The following is an 18,226-nucleotide window of genomic DNA, read 5'->3' on the forward strand; positions in this document are numbered from 1 at the left end:
GTCCGTGATCGTCACGACTCCGTGCGAGCCGCCTCCGCCTCGAAAGTGGTCCTGAACCTCTTCCGAAGCGGAAACGGCAGATTAGATAGTGTTCGAGACGCGGCCGACGGAACGGGCAAGACGCCTACCGAGACGCCGGGTCGCGGGGCTCGCGTCGGGCTCAAACGCCCTCCTGGCGACGACGCGCCATCCTAGCCGCGCCATCTGGCGCGACAGGCGAAACTCCAGTCCGCGCCCAGCGCGGTAGGGAAAACGAAACCTCAATGGGCTGCGCCGCACCCGTCCGCCATTGGCATCCGACCTCTCGCACCCGCACAGTCGGAGCGACGGACGGCGACGCGCGCGCCCTTCATTCATATCGGCGCCCGGGCCTCGCGCCCGCCGCGCGCCGTGGAGACTTCCTTAATGTCGAAGAAGATGCTGATCGACGCAGCACACGCCGAAGAGACGCGTGTGGTCGTCGTGGACGGAACCCGGGTTGAAGAATTCGATTTCGAAAGCCAGACCCGCAAACAGCTCCGTGGGAACATCTATCTCGCCAAGGTGACGCGCGTCGAACCCAGCCTGCAGGCTGCGTTCATCGAGTATGGTGGCAATCGCCACGGCTTCCTGGCGTTCAACGAAATCCACCCGGACTACTACCAGATCCCGGTCGCCGACCGTGAAGCGCTGATGCGCGACGACTCGGGCGACGACGAGGACGACACCCCGGTTTCGCGCCGCGCCTCGGGCGGCGACGACGAGGACGACGGCAAYGGCGGCGGTCACGCGGTCGACGACGACGATGATGACGTCGAGGAAGAGCTGGCGCGCCGCAAGCGCCGGCTGATGCGCAAGTACAAGATCCAGGAAGTGATCCGCCGCCGGCAGATCATGCTGGTCCAGGTCGTCAAGGAAGAGCGCGGCAACAAGGGCGCGGCCCTGACCACCTACCTGTCGCTGGCCGGCCGCTACGGCGTCCTGATGCCCAACACCGCCCGTGGCGGCGGCATCAGCCGCAAGATCACCGCGGTGACCGACCGCAAGCGCCTGAAGGGCGTGGTCCAGAGCCTGGACGTGCCGCAGGGCATGGGCCTGATCGTCCGCACGGCCGGCGCCAAGCGCACCAAGGCCGAGATCAAGCGCGACTACGAGTACCTGCTGCGTCTGTGGGAGAACATCCGCGAGAACACGCTGCATTCGATCGCGCCGGCGCTGATCTACGAGGAGGAAGACCTCGTCAAGCGCGCCATCCGCGACATGTACGACAAGGACCTGGACGGCATCTGGGTCGAGGGCGACGCCGGCTACAAGGAAGCGCGCGACTTCATGCGCATGCTGATGCCGAGCCAGGCCAAGAAGGTCTTCAACTACCGCGACCCGACCCCGCTGTTCGTGAAGCACAAGATCGAGGACCATCTGGCCCAGATCTATTCGCCGGTCGTGCCGCTGCGCTCCGGCGGCTATCTGGTGATTAACCAGACCGAGGCCCTGGTCGCCATCGACGTCAACTCGGGCAAGGCCACGCGCGAGCGCAACATCGAGGCCACGGCCCTCAAGACCAATATGGAAGCCGCCGAGGAGGCCGCCCGCCAGTTGCGCCTGCGCGACCTGGCCGGCCTGATCGTCATCGACTTCATCGACATGGATGAAGGCAAGAACAACCGCGCGGTCGAGAAGGTCCTCAAGGACTCCCTCAAGGACGACCGCGCCCGCATCCAGATGGGCAAGATCTCGGGCTTCGGCCTGATGGAGATCAGCCGTCAGCGTCGCCGCACCGGCGTCCTGGAAGGCACCACCCATGTCTGCGAGCACTGCGAAGGCACCGGCCGCGTCCGTTCGGTCGAGTCCAGCGCCCTGGCCGCCCTGCGCGCTGTCGAGGCCGAGGCCCTGAAGGGCAGCGGCGCGGTGATCCTGAAGGTCGCCCGCTCGGTCGGCCTCTACATCCTCAACGAAAAGCGCGCCTATCTGCAGCGCCTGCAGCAGACGCACGGCCTGCACATCACCGTGCTGGTCGACGACAGCCTGCACGCCGGCGACCAGGAGATCGAGCGCACGGAGCTGGGCGAGCGTATCGCCGTGGCGCCGCCGCCCTATGTCGAGGAAGACGACTTCGACCCCGCCGCCTTCGTCGACGAAGAGGAAGACGACGAGGAGATCGACCTCGAGGACGAGGACGACATCGAGCGCGAGGACACCGACGACGACGACGCCTCGAGCCGCAAGCAGGCCCGCGACGACGATCGCGGCGACCGCAAGGGCCGTCGCCGTCGTGACCGTGGCCGCAGCCGCGGTCGCCGCGACGAGCCCGAGGCCGAAGCCGAAGCCGGGGCAGAAGTCGAATCCGACGAGGACGAGGTCGAAGGCGACGCCGAGGACCGCGCCGAATTCGCCGATGAGGACGAGGACGCCCGCCGCCGTCGCCGCCGCCGTGGTCGCCGTGGCGGCCGTCGTGGCGGTCGCGAGGACGGTGATCGCCCGGCCGACGCCTTTGTCTGGATCCGTCCGCGGGTCCCGTTCGGCGAGAACGTCTTCACCTGGCACGACCCGGCCGCCCTGGTCGGTGGTAACAGCGAACCGCGCCGTCCGGCGCCGGAACCCCGCGCCGAAGCGCCCGAGGCCGCCGAACGTCCGGAACGCGCCGAGCGTCCCGAGCGTGAGGACCGCCCGGCCCGCGAACGCGGCCGCCGTGGCCGCGATCGCGGTCGTCGCGGCGAACGCGCCGAAGTCGCCGCGGCCGAAGCCGCGCCGGTCGAGGTGATGAGCCCCGAGGCTCCCGCAGAGCCGTTCGAGGCGCCGGTCCTGGCCCCGCCGGTCATCTCCGGTCCGCCGGCCGACGTCTGGGTCGAACTGCCCGAGACCGAGGAAACCCCTAAGAAGGCCAAACGCCCTCGCGCACGTGGCAAGAAGGCCGCCGCGGCGGACGCTCCCGAAACGGCCGAGGCCGCCGAGGCTGTCGCCGAGGTCGTGACCGAGACGGTCGCCGTCGCTCCGCCGGAACCGGAAGAAGCGCCGGTCGTCGCGGCCGCGCCCGAACCGGTTCCGACTCCGGAACCCGTCGTCGCCGAAGCGGCTCCCGCCGTCCCGGCTGAGCCGGATCCGAACGAGATCACCACGCCGCCCGAAAAGCCCCGCAAGGGCTGGTGGCGCCGGTAGGCTGACGAAAGACGGCCCGCGTGTCCTGGTCGGCGCGCGGGCCGAATTCCTGGTGCGTGAAAATCGTGCGACGGCGGAACGGAAGCCTTGTTCCCTCGGCCACGCTATCCAAGTTAGACTGCTCGGGGTTCGCGGGGGGCGCGATCTGGAGATCATGCGATGACCTCGCGTAGCGGGCGCGCCGGGACGCGCCAGACCGGGAAACGCCAGGTCCATAGGCGACTGGGTGTGGCGTTGTCCGCCCTGTCCATTCTCGCGTCCGGAGTTCCCCAGGTCGCCCTCGCCCAGGACGGCGGCCCCTCTCTGATCCGCGACACCGAGATCGAGGAGATCCTGCACCACGACGCCGATCCGATCTTCACGGCGGCAGGGCTCGATGYGCGAAACGTCCGGATCCTGATCGTCGGCGACAAGTCGCTGAACGCCTTCGCGACCCAAGGCCTGCAGATGGGCCTCAATACCGGCCTGATTCTGCAGACCGAAAACCCCAACCAGCTGCGCGGCGTCATCGCCCACGAAACCGGACACCTGGCCGGCGGCCATCCGACCCGTTCGGACGAGATGATGAAGGCCGGCCTCAAGCCGATGATCCTGACCATGGGCCTGGGCGTCCTGGCCGCCCTGGCCGGTGCGCCCGACGCCGGCGCGGCCCTTCTGGGCAACGCCCAGTACGCCGGAGCCCTGGGCGCCCTGGGGTACAGCCGTGAACAGGAATCGCGCGCCGACCAGGCTGGCGCGGGCTTCCTGGAAGCCACCGGCCAGTCGGGTCGCGGCCTCGTCGAATTCTTCGACAACTTCCGCTACCAGGAGGTCTTCGACCAGGCCCGGCGTTTCGCCTATTTCCGCAGCCACCCTCTGTCGTCCGAACGGATCGAGGTGCTGCGCAGCCGCGTCGAGCGCCAGCCGCACTACAGCGCCGTCGACACGCCCGAGGACCTGGCCCAGCACGAGGTCATGAAGGCCAAGCTGGAGGGCTTCCTGAACCCGCAAGTCGCCTTGATGAAATACAAGGAGACCGACACCGGTTTTCCAGCCCGCTACGCCCGCGCCATCGCCTATTACCAGATGAAGGAGCCCGATCGGGCCCTGGGCTTGCTCGATCCCATGATCGCCGAGCACCCCGACAATCCCTACCTGTGGGAGCTGAAGGGCCAAATCCTGTTCGAGTTCAACCGCATCACTCAGGCCGAGGAGCCGCAGCGCAAATCCGTGGCGTTGAAGCCCGACGCCGCCCTGCTGCGCATCAATCTCGGCCAGACCCTGATCAGCCTGGATGATCCCAAGAAGGTCGAGGAAGGCGTCCAGGAGCTGAAGCGCAGCCTGCTGAACGATCCCGGCAATTCCGTCACCTGGCGCCTGCTGGCCCAGGCCTATGACAAGCAGAAGAAGGACGGCGAAGCGCGCTTGGCGACGGCCGAACAGTACTTCTCGCTGGGCGCCGTCCAGGAGGCCCGGGTGTTCGCCATGCGGGCCCGCGAACTGCTGACCAAGAACACGCCGGACTGGCGCCGCGCCACCGACATCGTCCTGGCCTCCCGCCCCTCCAACCAGGATCTGAAGGCCCTGGCCAAGGAAGGCGCGGTCCAATCCAACCTCGGCCGTTAAGGCCGCCCCCTCACCTGTTTCGAGATCTTGATGACCCTGTTTCGTCGCGCCGCGACCCTCGCCCTGCCGCTGGCTATCGCCGGCCTGACCCTCGCCGGCTGTGATCAGGCCCAATTCAATGGGACCAAGCCCGACAAGGCGTTCGGCGAAAAGGTTCGCGCCTATCTGCTGGAGCACCCCGAGGTGCTGATGGAAGCCAGCCAGAAGCTGCAGGAGAAGCAGGCCGCCCAGCAGGCCGCCTCGTCGCAGAAGGCCATCGGTCAGTACCGGCAGGCCATCGAGCGCGACCCGCGCGACATCGTCATCAATCCTGCCGGCTCGATCACGGTAACCGAATTCTTTGACTATCGCTGCGGCTATTGCCGCCACGCCGCGCCCGAGATTGTCGAACTCGTCCAGAAGAACCCGGACATCCGCCTGGTGCTGAAGGACTTCGTGATCTTCGGCCGCGACAGCGAGGCCGCCGCCCGCATCGCGCTCGGCGCGAAGGACCAAGGCAAGAGCCTGGAGCTCTATAAGGCGCTGATGGCCGAGAACGCGCTCGACGCGGCCGGCGCCCTGCGCATCGCCAAGGGCCTGGGCATCGACCTGGACAAGGCCAAGGCGGCCGGCGAGAGCAAGGCCGTGACCCAGCACTTGGCCGACACCGACGCCCTGGCCAAGACCCTGGCGCTGTCGGGCACGCCTGCCTTCATCGTCGGCGACACCCTGGTCCCCGGCGCCGACATCAACGCCCTGAAACTGGCCATCGAGCAGACGCGGGCCAGCAAGGCCAAGGCGGGCTAGATCAACCCCGCCAGCGGCGAGCTCGGATCCGCGTAAAGCCGCTTCTGCATCCGGCCGGCGAGGTACGCCTCGCGGCCGGCGATGACGGCGTGTTTCATCGCCTTGGCCATGCGGATCGGGTCCTTGGCTTCGGCGATGGCGGTGTTCATCAGGATGGCGTCGCAGCCCAGCTCCATGCCGATCGCCGCGTCCGAGGCCGTGCCGACCCCGGCGTCGACCAGCACCGGCACCTTGGCGTTCTCGACGATGATCCGCAGGTTGACCCGGTTCTGGATGCCCAGGCCCGAGCCGATCGGCGCGCCCAGCGGCATGATCGCCACGGCGCCGGCCTCTTCCAGCTTGCGAGCGTAGACCGGGTCGTCCGAGCAATAGACCATGACCTGGAAGCCTTCAGAGACCAGCAGCTTCAGCGAGCGCAGGGTCTCTTCCATGTCGGGATAGAGGGTCTTGGGATCGCTCAGCACTTCCAGCTTCACCAGGTCCCAGCCGCCGGCCTCGCGCGCCAGGCGCAGGGTCCGCACGGCGTCCTCGCCCGTGAAGCAGCCCGCCGTGTTGGGAAGGTAAGTGAACTCGGTCGGCTTGACGTAGTCGACCAGCAGCGGCTGGGTGGGATCGGTCAGGTTCACGCGGCGCACGGCCACGGTCACGATCTCGGCCCCGGCCGCGCGGGCGGCGGCGGCGTTGGTCGCGTAGTCCTTGTACTTGCCCGTGCCGACGATCAGGCGCGAGCGGAAGGTGCGGCCGGCGACGGTCCAGGTTTCTTCGGCGTCGCCATTCGAAGCTTGGGGAGCCGAGACGGAGTCGGGGGAGACGTGCGCGTTCATGCGGGTGGTTTACGCCCCCGCCCCTTCCCTGTCATCCCGGGCGAAGCGCAGCGAAGACCCGGGACCGCGGAAAGCTCTGCGTTTGCGGCGGTCCCGGCTCGGCGTGCTTCGCACTTGGCCGGGATGACAGCTTCTAAGGTCAACCGCCGCCGATAAAGGTCACGATCTCGATGCGGTCGCCGTCCGCCAGGGCGGTGTCGGCATAGGTCGAGCGCGGCGCGATCTCCAGGTTGCGTTCGACCGCCACCTTGCGGGCGTCCAGGCCCAGCTTGGCCACCAGATCGGCGATCGTGACCACCTCGGCCACGTCCCGCTCTTCGCCGTTCAGTAAAAGCTTCATCTCACCTCCGAAGCGAGCCGTGCTTGTGACCCGACGGAACCGGCTATACAAGACCCTCGGAATCGACGGCGGAGCCGCATGGTAAAACCGATCCACGTGCTGAGCGGACCTAATCTCAACCTGTTGGGGACCCGCGAGCCTGAGATTTACGGCAAGGACACGCTTGATGATGTCCGTACGCGCTGCGAGGCGCGGGCGGCTTCGCGCGGCGTTTCGGTGGTCTTCCGCCAGTCCAACCATGAGGGCGTGCTGATCGATTGGGTGCACGAGGCGCGTGAGTCGGCCTCGGCGCTGATCATTAATCCGGCCGGCTACGGCCACACCTCGATCGCGCTTCTGGATGCGCTCAAGACCTTGAGCATCCCGGTGATCGAGTGCCACCTGTCCAACCCGGCGGCGAGGGAGGAATTTCGCCGTCACACCTATGTTTCGCTGGCGGCCACGGGAATTGTCTCCGGGTTCGGCGCGGCGAGTTACGAACTGGCGATCGAGGCCGCTTTCGGCCTGATCCGCGTTTAACAACGACATCGCCCGGCGTTTTCCGCCGCCGAGGCGTTCAAAAGAACAAGGTAAGCTTCCATGTCGAACCCCAAGGCCCCCGCCGATCCGGTCGAAGCTCCGGCCATCGACGCTCGTCTGGTCCGCAAGATCGCGGACATCCTGAAGGACACGGGCCTCACGGAGATCGAGGTCGAGCACGGCGGCCTGAAGATCCGCGTCGCGCGCGAGCTGACCGCCGCTCCGGTGAACTACGTGCAACAGGCCGCTCCGGCCTACGCCCCGGCTCCGGTCGCCGCCGCCGCCGCGCCGGCGGCCGCGCCCGCCGCTGAAGCCGCTCCAGCCCCGGCCGCTGTCCGCGGCGACGCCGTGAAGTCGCCGATGGTCGGCACCGTCTACATGTCGCCCCAGCCCGGCGCCGACGCCTTCATCAAGGTCGGAGACACCGTCTCGGCCGGCCAGACCCTGCTGATCGTCGAGGCCATGAAGACCATGAACCCGATCTCGGCCCCGAAGGCCGGCAAGGTCGTCGAGATCCTGGTCGAGGACGCGCAGCCCGTCGAGTTCGGCGAGCCGCTCGTCGTTATCGAGTAACGATCATGTTCGACAAGATTTTGATCGCGAACCGGGGCGAGATCGCGCTCCGGGTTCACCGCGCCTGCAAGGAAATGGGCATCGCCACCGTGGCGGTCCATTCCGAGGCCGACCGCAACTCGATGTGGGTGCGCCTGGCGGATGAGAGCGTCTGCATCGGCCCAGCCCCCGCCGCCAAGAGCTACCTGAATATCCCGTCGATCATCGCGGCGGCGGAGATCACCGGCGCCCAGGGCATCCACCCCGGCTACGGCTTCCTGTCGGAGAACGCCCGCTTCGCCGAGATCGTCGGCGCGCATGGCTTCACCTTCATTGGTCCCAAGCCGGAACACATCCGGATGATGGGCGACAAGATCACCGCCAAACAGGCCGTGAAGGACGCCGGCATCCCGGTCGTCCCCGGCTCTGACGGCGGCGTCGCCACCGAGGAAGAGGCCTTCGCGGCCGCCGAGGAAATCGGCTTCCCTGTGCTGATCAAGGCGGCCTCCGGCGGCGGCGGTCGCGGCATGAAGGTCGCCCAGACCCGGGAAGACCTGGCCGAAGCCGTCTCGACGGCTCGCTCGGAGGCCCGCGCCGCGTTCGGCGACGACACGGTCTACATGGAGCGTTACCTCCAAAAGCCGCGCCACATCGAGCTGCAGGTCATCGCCGACAGCCATGGCAACGTGGTGCACCTGGGCGAACGCGACTGCTCGCTGCAGCGCCGCCACCAGAAGGTTCTGGAAGAAGCCCCCTCGCCCGCCCTCGGCGCGGCCGATCGCGCCAAGATCGGCAAGATCGTCGTCGATGCGGTCAAGGCCATCGGCTATCTGGGCGTCGGCACCATCGAGTTCCTGTGGGAGAACGGCGAGTTCTTCTTCATCGAGATGAACACCCGCCTGCAGGTCGAGCACCCGGTCACCGAGGCCATCACCGGCATCGACCTGGTCCGCGAGCAGATCCGCATCGCCGCCGGCCTGCCGCTGTCGTTCACCCAAGAGGACGTCGTCTTCGAGGGCCACGCCATCGAGTGCCGGATCAACGCCGAGAACGCGCGGACCTTCACGCCCTCGCCCGGCACGATCACGGACTTCCATGCCCCCGGCGGCCTGGGTGTTCGCCTGGATTCGGCGATCTACACCGGCTATGTAATCCCGCCCTATTACGACAGCCTGATCGGCAAGCTGATCGTGCACGGCCGCGACCGGGCCGAGTGCGTCGCTCGCCTGAAGCGCTGCCTGGGCGAGATGGTCGTCGGCGGCGTCGAGACCACGATCCCGCTGTTCCAGGATCTGCTGGTGCAGCCCGACATCCTGGCCGGCGACTACGACATCCACTGGCTGGAACGCTGGATCAAAGCGCAAGAAGGCTGATCCGAGGTCGGCGATGGATGAGGCCTTCTCGGTCGACGACCTGATCGCCTGCTACGCGCGTGGCGTCTTCCCCATGGCGGACGCCCGCGAGGACGAAAGCGTCTTTCTGATCGACCCCGAGCGGCGCGGCGTGCTGCCGCTCGGCGGTCTCCATATCCCCAAGCGCCTGGCCCGCACCGTGCRCAACGGCCCCTACGAAGTCCGCGTCGACACCGCCTTCGAGGCGGTGATCGAGGCCTGCGCGACCCCTCGGCCCGGCCGCGTCGAGACGTGGATCAACCATCCGATCCAGCGGCTCTACGGACAGCTCTACGCCCGAGGCCTGGCCCACAGCGTCGAAACCTGGCTCGGCGACGAGCTGGTCGGCGGGCTGTATGGCGTCTCGCTGGGCGGGGCGTTCTTCGGCGAGAGCATGTTTTCGACCGCCCGCGACGCCAGCAAGGTGGCGCTGGTGCATCTGGTGGCGCGACTGCTCGCCGGCGGCTACCAGCTGCTGGACACCCAGTTCCTCACCGACCACTTGTCGCAGTTCGGGGTGACCGAGATCAGCCGCGCCGACTATCGCCGGCGGTTGGCCAAGGCTCTGGCGGTCGAGGGCGACTTCTACGGTTTGGCGGGCGGCGCGACTGGAACCGACTGCTTGCAGGCGATCAGCCAAGCGTCATAGACCGGATGCTGCAGCGGGTTCAGGCCCGGCGAGCTGGCGTACATCCAGCCCTTGTAAACTTGGCGTCCCGGCGGCGCGGCGCGGCCGCCCTGCGCCTTGGGCTGGGTGTCGACGACGACATAGGCGGCCGTTTCCGGCGCGATCTCGTCCGAGGCGGCGGTTTCGCAGGCGCGGACGGTGAAGATCAGGGTCTTGTAGCGGATCGGCTGGCCGACCGGGACCTCGAACCGCATGGTCTCGGTGGTGACCTTGTCCAGCGCCTGCAGGATGGCGATCGAATAGCGTGGGCGCTTGGCGGGCTCAACCGGCTTGGCCGGCGCCGTCGCGGCCGGCTTCGGCGTCGCCGCCGCGGGCGGCGGCGAGGCCGGCGGATTGGGATTGGCGACCGCGGGCGAAATCTGGGTCGGCTGAGCCGGCCGCAGCTCTCCCGGCGTCGGAGCCACCGGCGCTTGCGGCGCCGACGGCGGGGTCTGGGCCTGCGGGGCGTTCTGGCGCGCGAGCGCGGCGCCCGTCGCGGTCAGGCCGGACAGGGCCGCGACGGCGGCGATCAGGGACGCCCGACGGGCCGTCATGCCTATTCCGGCGACCAGGGTTGATAGTCGCTGGTGGCGGCCTGGCGTTCGCCCCCACGCGTCAGCGAGCCCTTCGGGCGCCAAGCGTGGACGGTGCCGGTCAGGTTCGGAAGGTGATCCTTCTCCCACTCGCGGCGCTTCAGCGGGACCTCGTTGGGCCGTTCGTCGAAGGTGTAGTGCAGCCAACCACTCCAGTCCGGCGGGACCTTCGAGGCCTCGGCATAGCCGTTGTAGATCACCCAGCGACGCTTACGCTCGTCGTAGCTGTCGCTGTTGTCCCGGGCTTCGAAATAGCGATTGCCGAATTCGTCCTGACCCACAAACACGCCGCGGCGGCCGATGTGGAAGCGCTGACCCAGGGTCGCGCCGTTCCACCACGTGAAGATCGCTTTCAGCACTACGTTCGCACCCGAAATTGCAAGGGTTTAGGGGCCGCGACGGGCGCGGCGGAAGCGGCCGGACTATAGGGCTCCGCGYGCGCAGCGTCCAGCACCGCTCAGCCCGGCGCGACTTCAACATCTTGTGGATTAGAGCCCCCAGACCCGCAACATCTATTGAGGCGAGGCCAGCGAGGTTCTAGCATGGGGTGCGACCTTACGCGCGTCCCACGGCACGGAATCACCCGTTAGGGATTTGGTAAGATATCACGACTGACCGACCGGACCCGGAACTCGCCCATGCGCACGCCCGCCAAAGCCGCCGGAGTTGTTCCCGCCATGGAATGGCGCGATCTCGAACGCCCCGACAGCGTCGTCGTGGTCTCGGCCCCGCCCGCCTGGAGCGACGCCCGCGTCGAGGCCTGGCTGGACTGGGCTGGCGAGATCGAGCCCAAGGCGCCGCTCGGCGGAGGTCCCGCCCGCTACGCCGACCGCGCGGCCCTGGCCGGCCTCTCGCGCGGCCTGTTCGGCGACAAGGCCGACGCGAGCGCCTTTCGCGACTCCCTGCTGGCCACCATGCTCTCGGGCGTCGCCACGCCGGCCGGCGGTCAGGCCGGCCTGGAGCTGCTGCCCGATATCGGCGAGTTCGAGTTCCAGAGCGCGGTCAAGACCAACCTGGCCCAACGCCGGGGTCGCATCCTCGCCGCCCAGGCCGCGGCGCGCCTGGACGCCGCCCTGACCCAGGTCGCCGACGCCGTCCGCCGCTGCCAGGGCGACCCACGCGCCTGCGCCGATGTCCGCAAGAACCCTGCCCTGGCCCGCGCCGCCCGCAAGGCCCGCGAGCTGGGCGCCGACGATCGCACCCTTCTCGACGCCATCGCCACGGCCGACGCGCCTCGCCCAATCCCGGCCGAACTGGCCCCCACGCGCGAACCGCCGATGGTCGCCTCGGCCTCGCGCCAGGGCGTGGCCGCCGGCGACGAAGCCGCCGCCCTCGCCGCTCACGTCGGCTGGGAGACCAGCGCCCTCACCCTGACCCTGTCGCCGATCGACGCCGAGTTCCTGTCGCGCGGCGTCGGCGTCGGCGCGGCGATCGACGCCAGCGCCTTCCTCGACGGCGAGAGCTTCGACGTCGAGCGCTTCACCTATGTCTGCCACCTGTGGGGCACGGCGCTGGAGCTGGATCGCGGCGAGCGACCGGCCCGCCTGTCGCTGGCCGGCGTCGGCGACTGCCTGCTGAGCCAGGGCCTGTCTCAGACCAGCCTCGAGGGCCGCGACGCCGCCGCCGCGCTGTGGGCCTTGGCTGTCGGCGCGGCCCTGTCGGCCAGCGCCGAGGCCGCCGCCGCCCTCGGCCCCGACGCCGCCTACGCCCTGGACCGCCAAGGCGTGTTGAAGACCCTGGCCGAGCGTCGCGTGCGCGCCGCTGCCCTGCGGTCGGAATTGGCCACCGAGGCCGCCGCCGCCCTGGCCACAGCCCACGCCCTGGCCCGCAAACATGGCCTGCGCTCGTCCGCCCTGGTCGGCCCGTTCGAGGACGCCGAGGCGACACTGCGCCTGGGTGGCGCGCCGGTCGGCGCGGCGGCCGCCATGTCGCCGGTCTCGGTCACCCAGACCGCCGACGGCTTCCTGCTGCCCGCCTTCAGCGCCGCCGCCTTCGAAGCACTGTCGACCGAGGCCGTCGATCTGGACGCCGCCCGCCGCCACGCCCTGGGCCATGGCACGTTGGCCGAGAGCCCGGCCATCGACCATGCGATGCTGCAGGCCCGCGGCTTCACCGCCCACGAGATCGAGAAGGCCGAGCACGCCCTGCGCGAGCACGACGGCCTGCGCGCCGCCTTCGCGCCTGCCGTGGTCGGGGCCGGCTTCCTGCGCGACGTGCTGGGGGCCTCGGCCGAGGACGTCGCCCGCCGCGACTTCGACACCCTGGCCTTCGCCGACTTCTCCGCAACCGAGATCGCAGCCGCCGAGCGCCACGCGCTGGGCGCGGGAACCCTGGGCGACTGCGAAGCCCTGAACCCGGAACTGCGCGAGGCCTTCCGGTCGGTCGAGGCCCCGGTCTTCGCCGACCGTCTGGCCATGCAGGCGGCCGTCGAGAGTTTCGCCTGCCTGCCCATGCCGGTCGCCATCCCCGTCGCCTTCGACGCCCGGCCGGCCGACGCCGTGCGCGCCCAGGCCGCCGCCGCCCGCTCGGGCATCCGCGCCCTGCGCCTGCAACGCGCCGCCACGCCCGTCGATTTCAAGCTCGACCTGCCCGACGAGCCCGCCGCCGAGCCCGCTCGCGCCGCGCCGCTCCGGGAGCCTGTCGTCACCGAGCGTGTGGTCGAACGGATCGTCGAGCGCGACCGCTCGCGTCGCCGCCTGCCCGACCGCCGCAAGGGCTACATCCAGAAGGCGGCCGTCGGCGGCCACAAGGTCTATCTGCACACCGGCGAATACGAGGACGGCGAGCTGGGCGAGCTCTTCATCGACATGCACAAGGAAGGCGCGGCCTTCCGCAGCTTGATGAACAACTTCGCCATCGCCGTGTCGCTGGGCCTGCAGCATGGCGTTCCGCTGGAAGAGTTCGTCGACGCCTTCGTCTACACCAAGTTCGAGCCGGCGGGTCCGGTTTCGGGCAACGACTCGATCAAGTCGGCGACCTCGATCCTGGACTACATCTTCCGGGAGCTGGGCGTGTCGTACCTTGGCCGCGACGACCTGGCCAATGGCGACGCCGACGAGTTCAACGCCGATGGCCTGGGCTGGGGCAAGCCGCTCTCGGACGACGAGATCGACGATGTCGGGCCAGACCCCGTCCTGGCCAGCAAGTTCATCTCCAAGGGCTTCTCGCGGGGCGTGACGCCCGACAACCTGGTCTTCGCCTCGTTCGGCCGCCGCCGTGTCGAGGGCGCGGAGCGTCCGGGCGCCGACGGCGAGATGTGCCCGGCCTGTGGCGACCTCTCCTTGGCCAGACGCGGCGGACTGACCGTCTGCGACACCTGCGGCGCGCAGTCGGAGCGGCCCGGACCGATGGCCTCTTCGTAGACGCGTTTGGTTGGCGTTAAGCTTGCTACGTCAGGCTGTGAACGCCCCTTTTCGCGTAGGATTGCGCCAGAATGAAACCGATCGCCCTCCTCGCGGCCCTCGCCTCGCTCGCCCTGGCGACCGGCGCCAGCGCCCAGAACGCCGGCCAGATCTCGGCGGTGCGCAACGGCGCCAGCTGCCCGCGCTGCAACCTGTTCCAGGCCGATCTCTCGAACCTGGAGCTGAAGAACAAGAACCTGTCGGGCGCGCGCCTGCGCCAGGCCGACCTCTCGGCGGCGGTGATGAACCGCACCAGCTTCGCCGGCGGCGACCTGCGCGACCTCAACGCCTATGGGGCGGTGCTGACCGGCGTCAGCTTCGCCCGCGCCGACCTGACCAACGCCAGCTTGGTCGGGGCTTATCTGCAAGGCGCGAACTTCTCCGGGGCAAGACTTTCGGGCGTGAATTTCTCGGGCGCCGAAATGAACCGCGCCGTCGGCTTGACACAAAGTCAGTTGAACCAGGCGTGCGGCGATGACTCCACGTTGACTCCGCGTGGTCTCTCTATCCCACGCTGCCGTTAAATCCCCGTCATTACCGCGATTTAAGTGGTCTCTACCCCTCCGACGGTCCAAACCGTAACTCACACAGTCGCGTATGGACTGCACGGAGAAGTCGATGTCCCGCTTGGGCGTTTCCATCGCCGCCTTGACGCTGAGCCTCGCGGCCCTGACCGGCCCGGCCCATGCTTCGATCGAAGACAAGGACGTCGCCAAGCTGACGTCCTTCGGCGGGATGTGCGCCAACTGCGACCTGGCCGGCCGCAAGCTGATGAACGCCAAGTTCACCGGCGCGACCTTCGTCAAGGCGATCTTGATCGGCGCCGACCTGCGCGGCGCGATGTTCTACGGCAGCAATTTCGGCGCGGCCGATCTCAGCCGCGCCGACCTGCGCGGGGCCGAGATGCGCGGCGCCAACTTCATCGGGGCCAATTTCACCGATGCGCGGATGTCGGGCGTCGAGAGCAGCGGCGCCAATCTGCAGTCCGCCATCCTGGTGCGCGTCGATCTGTCGTCGTCCGAGTTGCATGGCTCGCAATTGATCGGCGCCAACCTGACCAAGGCGCGGCTATCGAACGCCGAGCTGACCGGCTCGAGCCTACAGGGCGTCAACGCCCGTGACGCGGACTTCTCGAACTCGGACATCAACCACGCCAACCTGACCGGCGGTCGGTTCGAAGGCGCCAATTTCCGCAACGCCGACCTGACGAGCTCGATCTTGCGCGGCGCGATCTTCACGGGTGCGGACTTCCGCAACGCCGACCTGACCATGACCGTCCTGACCGGCGCGGACTTCACTGGCGCCCGAGGCCTGGACCAGGACCAGCTGGACGAGGCCTGCGGCGACGGCGGTGTGCGCCTGCCCGCCGGCCTCACCGTGCGCCCCTGCAACGGCCTGAAGGGCGCGCACTTCATGCTGCTGCGCGAGATGCCCAAGGCGCCGCCCGCTCCTCCGGCTCCGCCGAAGCCGCCCAAGGCCCCGAAGTGGTGACCGGCGCCCTCGCCGCCTGATCTGCTTACGAGAAAGAACGCCGGCAAGAAAAAAGCCCTCCGATCGTCAGACCGGAGGGCTTTTTCGTATCGGCGTTTCCGCCGCGCCTTACACCTTGATGGGCGGCGCGGTGCGGATGTGCAGCTCCTTGAGCTGCTTGTCGAGGACGTTGGCCGGGGCGTTCATCAAGAGATCCTGGCCCTGCTGGTTCAGCGGGAAGGCGATGACCTCGCGGATGGCCACCTGGTCGGCCAGCAGCATGACGATGCGGTCGATGCCGGGGGCCAGACCGCCGTGCGGCGGCGCGCCGTAGCGGAAGGCGTTCAGCATGCCGCCGAACTGCTCTTCGACCACTTCCGGGCCGTAGCCGGCCGTCTCGAAGGCCTTGAGCATGATCTCGGGCTTGTGGTTCCGGATCGCGCCCGAGCACAGCTCATAGCCGTTGCAGACGATGTCGTACTGGTAGGCGCGGATGGTCAGCGGATCCTGGGTCTCCAGGGCCTCCAGACCGCCTTGCGGCATCGAGAACGGATTGTGCGAGAAGTCGACCTTCTTCTCGTCCTCGTTCCACTCGAACATCGGGAAGTCGACGATCCAGCAGAACTTGAACTGGTTCTCGTCGACCAGCTTCAGCTCCGTGCCGACCCGGGTGCGGGCCAGGCCGGCGAACTTGGCGAACACGGCCGGATCGCCGGCCACGAAGAAAGCGGCGTCGCCAGAGCCCAGGCCCAGCGACTCCATCAAGGCCTGCGTCGGCTCGCCCAGGTTCTTGGCGATCGGGCCGCCCCAGCCGCCCTGGTCTTCTGACCAGAAGACGTAGCCAAGGCCCGGTTGGCCTTCGCCCTGAGCCCAGCTGTTCATGCGGTCGCAGAAGGCGCGGCTGCCGCCGGTCGGCGCAGGGATGGCCCACACCTGGTTCTTGGCGTCGGCGCCCAGGATCTTGGCGAACAGGCCAAAGCCCCCGTCACGGAAGTGCTCCGAGACGTTCGCCATCTTGATTGGGTTGCGCAGGTCCGGCTTGTCGCTGCCGTACCAGGCCATCGACTGCGCATAGGTCAGGCGCTCGAAACCTTGATGCTCGAAGCTCTGGCCGAAGTCGTTGGTGAAGGTGTGGGTCCCGCTGATCGGCGAGACCGGCTTGCCGTTGCTGAATTCCTCGAACACGCCGTGCATGACCGGTTCGATGGCCGCGAACACGTCTTCTTGGGTCACGAAGCTCATCTCGACGTCGAGCTGGTAGAATTCCAGCGAGCGGTCGGCGCGCAGGTCTTCGTCGCGGAAGCACGGGGCGATCTGGAAATAGCGGTCGAAGCCCGAGACCATCAGCAACTGCTTGAACTGCTGGGGCGCCTGCGGCAGGGCGTAGAACTTCTCGGGATGCAGGCGCGAAGGCACCAGGAAGTCGCGCGCGCCTTCCGGCGAGCTGGCCGTCAGGATCGGCGTCTGGAACTCGTTGAAGCCCTGCGCGAACATGTGGTTGCGGATCGACTGGATCACGCGCGACCGCAGCACGATGTTCTTGTGCAGGGTCTCGCGGCGCAGGTCGAGATAGCGGTGCTTCAGGCGGATTTCTTCGGGATAGTCCGGCTCGCCGAAGACCGGCAGCGGCAGCTCGGCGGCCTCGCTCAACACCTCGACGGCCGAGACGCGGATCTCGATCTCGCCGGTCGGCAGGTTGGGGTTCACCACGCTGGCGTCGCGAGCGACGACTTCGCCGTCGACGCGGATCACGCTTTCGGCGCGCAGGCGCTCGACGACGCTGAAGCCCGGGGTCTCCGGATGCAGCACCAGCTGGGTCAGGCCGTAGTGGTCGCGCAGGTCGATGAAGACCAGACCGCCGTGGTCGCGCTTGCGGTGGATCCAGCCCGACAGGCGCACCGAGGAGCCGGTGTCGGAAGCGCGGAGAGCGCCGCAGTTGTGGGTGCGATAGGCGTGCATGGTGGTCATGAAAGTCTTGAATACGCGGTGATTTGCAAGGCGCGGTAAGGCGCACGTGGGCGCCGTGATGTCAAGGATTCTGGGACGAGGCCACGCGCTCGCACAGCCTGTCTCCAGAGGGGTTTCGGCGTCAGGCCGCTTCGACGATGGCCAGGAAATCCTTGGCCTTCAGCGAGGCGCCGCCGACCAGGGCGCCGCCGACGTCCGGCGCGGCCAGGATCTCGCGAGCATTCTCGGGCTTGACCGAGCCGCCGTACAGGATCGGAACCACCCGGCCCTGCTCGCCGAACAGGACGATGAGCTCGGCGCGGATGGCCGCGTGCATCTCGACGATGTTGTCGACCGAGGCCACATGGCCGGTGCCGATGGCCCACAGGGGCTCGTAGGCGATGTTGAAGGCCTGTCCCGCGAGGCTGGCCGGCAGGGATTCGCGGACCTGGTTCAGGACGTACGCCACCGCTTGGCCCGACTGGCGCAGGTCCAGGGTCTCGCCAACACAGATGATGGGCTCCAGGCCGGCGGCCAGCGCCGCCTCGGCCTTGCTGGCTACTTGCGCCGAGGTCTCGCCGTGGTCGGTGCGACGCTCGGAGTGGCCGCAGATCACCAGCATGGCGCCGGCGTCGGCGATCATCTCGGCCGAGACGTCGCCCGTGTTCGCGCCGCTGGCCTTGTGATGGCAGTCCTGGCCGCCGACCAGGACGAACGAACCCTCGACGGCCTGGACGAGGCGGTGCAGCAGGGTGGCGGGTGGAAAGATCGCGACGCGCGCGGCGGCTGGCTGGCGGTCCAGACCCGCCGCGACGGCGCGGGCCTCGTCGAGAGCGGCCGAAAGACCGTTCATCTTCCAGTTTCCGGCGATCAGCGGCCGGGGAGTCGTGCTCGAAAGGGTCATGGCCGCCTTCTTGGCGTCACGCTCGCTTGGGAAGTCAAGCCCACGCCGCTTGCCCCCCCGCCCACGGCTCTACTATACCCGCTGCTCTCGAC

At 68.4% G+C, this 18,226-nt stretch carries 17 protein-coding genes; 11 read left to right on the forward strand and 6 right to left on the reverse strand.

All coding sequences use genetic code 11. The features are described from left to right. Positions 1-263: 263 nt before the first annotated feature. The 4 genes from AC1DSO_RS21885 (at position 264) to AC1DSO_RS21900 (ending at position 5,526) form a co-directional block, all read left to right on the forward strand. Entirely contained in the window at positions 264-482 is a 219-nt protein-coding gene (locus AC1DSO_RS21885) for a hypothetical protein (protein WP_477070817.1), read from the forward strand. After that, complete coding sequence (locus AC1DSO_RS21890) at positions 406-3,135, forward strand: Rne/Rng family ribonuclease (protein WP_477070818.1); 2,730 nt, start codon at positions 406-408, stop codon at positions 3,133-3,135. The genes AC1DSO_RS21885 and AC1DSO_RS21890 overlap by 77 nt, the downstream gene beginning before the upstream one ends. A gap of 159 nt (positions 3,136-3,294) precedes the next feature. Then, positions 3,295-4,740: a M48 family metalloprotease gene (locus tag AC1DSO_RS21895; protein ID WP_477070819.1), complete on the forward strand. Its 1,446-nt coding sequence runs from the start codon at positions 3,295-3,297 to the stop codon at positions 4,738-4,740. A 30-nt stretch (positions 4,741-4,770) separates the two neighbouring features. Continuing rightward, a complete protein-coding gene (locus AC1DSO_RS21900; protein ID WP_477070820.1) occupies positions 4,771-5,526 on the forward strand; it encodes a DsbA family protein in 756 nt (251 codons plus the stop codon). Here the strand turns inward: AC1DSO_RS21900 and AC1DSO_RS21905 are convergent. Both AC1DSO_RS21905 and thiS read right to left on the reverse strand, forming a co-directional pair. Next, on the reverse strand, positions 5,523-6,350 hold the full coding sequence (locus AC1DSO_RS21905; RefSeq protein WP_477070821.1) for a thiazole synthase: 828 nt from the start codon (positions 6,348-6,350) through the stop codon (positions 5,523-5,525). The two genes, AC1DSO_RS21900 and AC1DSO_RS21905, sit on opposite strands and share 4 nt — an antisense overlap. Before the next feature lie 139 nt (positions 6,351-6,489). Then, complete coding sequence (gene thiS / locus AC1DSO_RS21910) at positions 6,490-6,690, reverse strand: sulfur carrier protein ThiS (RefSeq protein WP_047405792.1); 201 nt, start codon at positions 6,688-6,690, stop codon at positions 6,490-6,492. A 78-nt stretch (positions 6,691-6,768) separates the two neighbouring features. Between thiS and aroQ the strand changes: the two genes are divergently transcribed. The 4 genes from aroQ to aat are packed head-to-tail and all read left to right on the forward strand — an operon-like array spanning position 6,769 to position 9,801. Then, the gene (gene aroQ, locus AC1DSO_RS21915; RefSeq protein WP_047405794.1) at positions 6,769-7,209 is read left to right on the forward strand and encodes a type II 3-dehydroquinate dehydratase; all 441 of its coding nucleotides are present in this window, start codon (positions 6,769-6,771) and stop codon (positions 7,207-7,209) included. Positions 7,210-7,269: 60 nt separating this feature from the next. Next, entirely contained in the window at positions 7,270-7,782 is a 513-nt protein-coding gene (gene accB, locus AC1DSO_RS21920; protein ID WP_477070822.1) for an acetyl-CoA carboxylase biotin carboxyl carrier protein, read from the forward strand. Positions 7,783-7,787: 5 nt separating this feature from the next. Further along, positions 7,788-9,134 carry an acetyl-CoA carboxylase biotin carboxylase subunit gene (accC, locus tag AC1DSO_RS21925; RefSeq protein ID WP_477070823.1) on the forward strand — a complete coding sequence of 449 codons (1,347 nt, stop codon included), beginning with the start codon at positions 7,788-7,790 and terminating at the stop codon, positions 9,132-9,134. Between the two features lie 13 nt (positions 9,135-9,147). Continuing rightward, complete coding sequence (gene aat, locus AC1DSO_RS21930; RefSeq protein WP_477070824.1) at positions 9,148-9,801, forward strand: leucyl/phenylalanyl-tRNA--protein transferase; 654 nt, start codon at positions 9,148-9,150, stop codon at positions 9,799-9,801. Here aat and AC1DSO_RS21935 read toward each other — a convergent pair. Further along, the gene (locus tag AC1DSO_RS21935; RefSeq protein WP_477070825.1) at positions 9,738-10,373 is read right to left on the reverse strand and encodes a DUF2155 domain-containing protein; all 636 of its coding nucleotides are present in this window, start codon (positions 10,371-10,373) and stop codon (positions 9,738-9,740) included. The two genes, aat and AC1DSO_RS21935, sit on opposite strands and share 64 nt — an antisense overlap. Positions 10,374-10,375: 2 nt before the next feature. After that, positions 10,376-10,771: an NADH:ubiquinone oxidoreductase subunit NDUFA12 gene (locus AC1DSO_RS21940; RefSeq protein WP_477070826.1), complete on the reverse strand. Its 396-nt coding sequence runs from the start codon at positions 10,769-10,771 to the stop codon at positions 10,376-10,378. Positions 10,772-11,050: 279 nt separating this feature from the next. On the opposite strand from AC1DSO_RS21940, the gene AC1DSO_RS21945 reads away from it, so the two are divergent. From AC1DSO_RS21945 to AC1DSO_RS21955, 3 genes are all read left to right on the forward strand, one after another. After that, positions 11,051-13,774 (forward strand): TSCPD domain-containing protein, encoded by a 2,724-nt coding sequence (locus AC1DSO_RS21945; RefSeq protein WP_477070827.1) that lies wholly within the window; start codon positions 11,051-11,053, stop codon positions 13,772-13,774. Positions 13,775-13,845: 71 nt separating this feature from the next. Continuing rightward, positions 13,846-14,337: a pentapeptide repeat-containing protein gene (locus AC1DSO_RS21950; protein WP_477070828.1), complete on the forward strand. Its 492-nt coding sequence runs from the start codon at positions 13,846-13,848 to the stop codon at positions 14,335-14,337. Positions 14,338-14,431: 94 nt separating this feature from the next. Beyond that, on the forward strand, positions 14,432-15,304 hold the full coding sequence (locus tag AC1DSO_RS21955) for a pentapeptide repeat-containing protein (RefSeq protein WP_477070829.1): 873 nt from the start codon (positions 14,432-14,434) through the stop codon (positions 15,302-15,304). 108 nt (positions 15,305-15,412) lie between these two features. Here AC1DSO_RS21955 and aspS read toward each other — a convergent pair whose 3' ends face one another. After that, complete coding sequence (gene aspS, locus AC1DSO_RS21960; RefSeq protein ID WP_477070830.1) at positions 15,413-17,251, reverse strand: aspartate--tRNA ligase; 1,839 nt, start codon at positions 17,249-17,251, stop codon at positions 15,413-15,415. A gap of 121 nt (positions 17,252-17,372) precedes the next feature. Then, positions 17,373-18,134, reverse strand: a complete 762-nt coding sequence (gene tpiA / locus AC1DSO_RS21965; protein WP_477070831.1) for a triose-phosphate isomerase — start codon at positions 18,132-18,134, stop codon at positions 17,373-17,375. Positions 18,135-18,226 lie beyond the last annotated feature (92 nt).

The organism is Caulobacter sp. P4_E5, assembly GCF_056401555.1.

What these genes read in the sequence shown, in the direction of transcription:
- AC1DSO_RS21885 (WP_477070817.1), top strand. Translation starts at nt 264, where the DNA reads ATGGGCTGCGCCGCACCCGTCCGCCATTGGCATCCGACCTCTCGCACC.
- AC1DSO_RS21900 (WP_477070820.1), top strand. Translation starts at nt 4,771, where the DNA reads ATGACCCTGTTTCGTCGCGCCGCGACCCTCGCCCTGCCGCTGGCTATC.
- AC1DSO_RS21905 (WP_477070821.1), bottom strand. Translation starts at nt 6,350, where the DNA reads ATGAACGCGCACGTCTCCCCCGACTCCGTCTCGGCTCCCCAAGCTTCG.
- thiS (WP_047405792.1), bottom strand. Translation starts at nt 6,690, where the DNA reads ATGAAGCTTTTACTGAACGGCGAAGAGCGGGACGTGGCCGAGGTGGTC.
- aroQ (WP_047405794.1), top strand. Translation starts at nt 6,769, where the DNA reads ATGGTAAAACCGATCCACGTGCTGAGCGGACCTAATCTCAACCTGTTG.
- accB (WP_477070822.1), top strand. Translation starts at nt 7,270, where the DNA reads ATGTCGAACCCCAAGGCCCCCGCCGATCCGGTCGAAGCTCCGGCCATC.
- accC (WP_477070823.1), top strand. Translation starts at nt 7,788, where the DNA reads ATGTTCGACAAGATTTTGATCGCGAACCGGGGCGAGATCGCGCTCCGG.
- AC1DSO_RS21935 (WP_477070825.1), bottom strand. Translation starts at nt 10,373, where the DNA reads ATGACGGCCCGTCGGGCGTCCCTGATCGCCGCCGTCGCGGCCCTGTCC.
- AC1DSO_RS21945 (WP_477070827.1), top strand. Translation starts at nt 11,051, where the DNA reads ATGCGCACGCCCGCCAAAGCCGCCGGAGTTGTTCCCGCCATGGAATGG.
- AC1DSO_RS21950 (WP_477070828.1), top strand. Translation starts at nt 13,846, where the DNA reads ATGAAACCGATCGCCCTCCTCGCGGCCCTCGCCTCGCTCGCCCTGGCG.
- AC1DSO_RS21955 (WP_477070829.1), top strand. Translation starts at nt 14,432, where the DNA reads ATGTCCCGCTTGGGCGTTTCCATCGCCGCCTTGACGCTGAGCCTCGCG.
- aspS (WP_477070830.1), bottom strand. Translation starts at nt 17,251, where the DNA reads ATGACCACCATGCACGCCTATCGCACCCACAACTGCGGCGCTCTCCGC.
- tpiA (WP_477070831.1), bottom strand. Translation starts at nt 18,134, where the DNA reads ATGACCCTTTCGAGCACGACTCCCCGGCCGCTGATCGCCGGAAACTGG.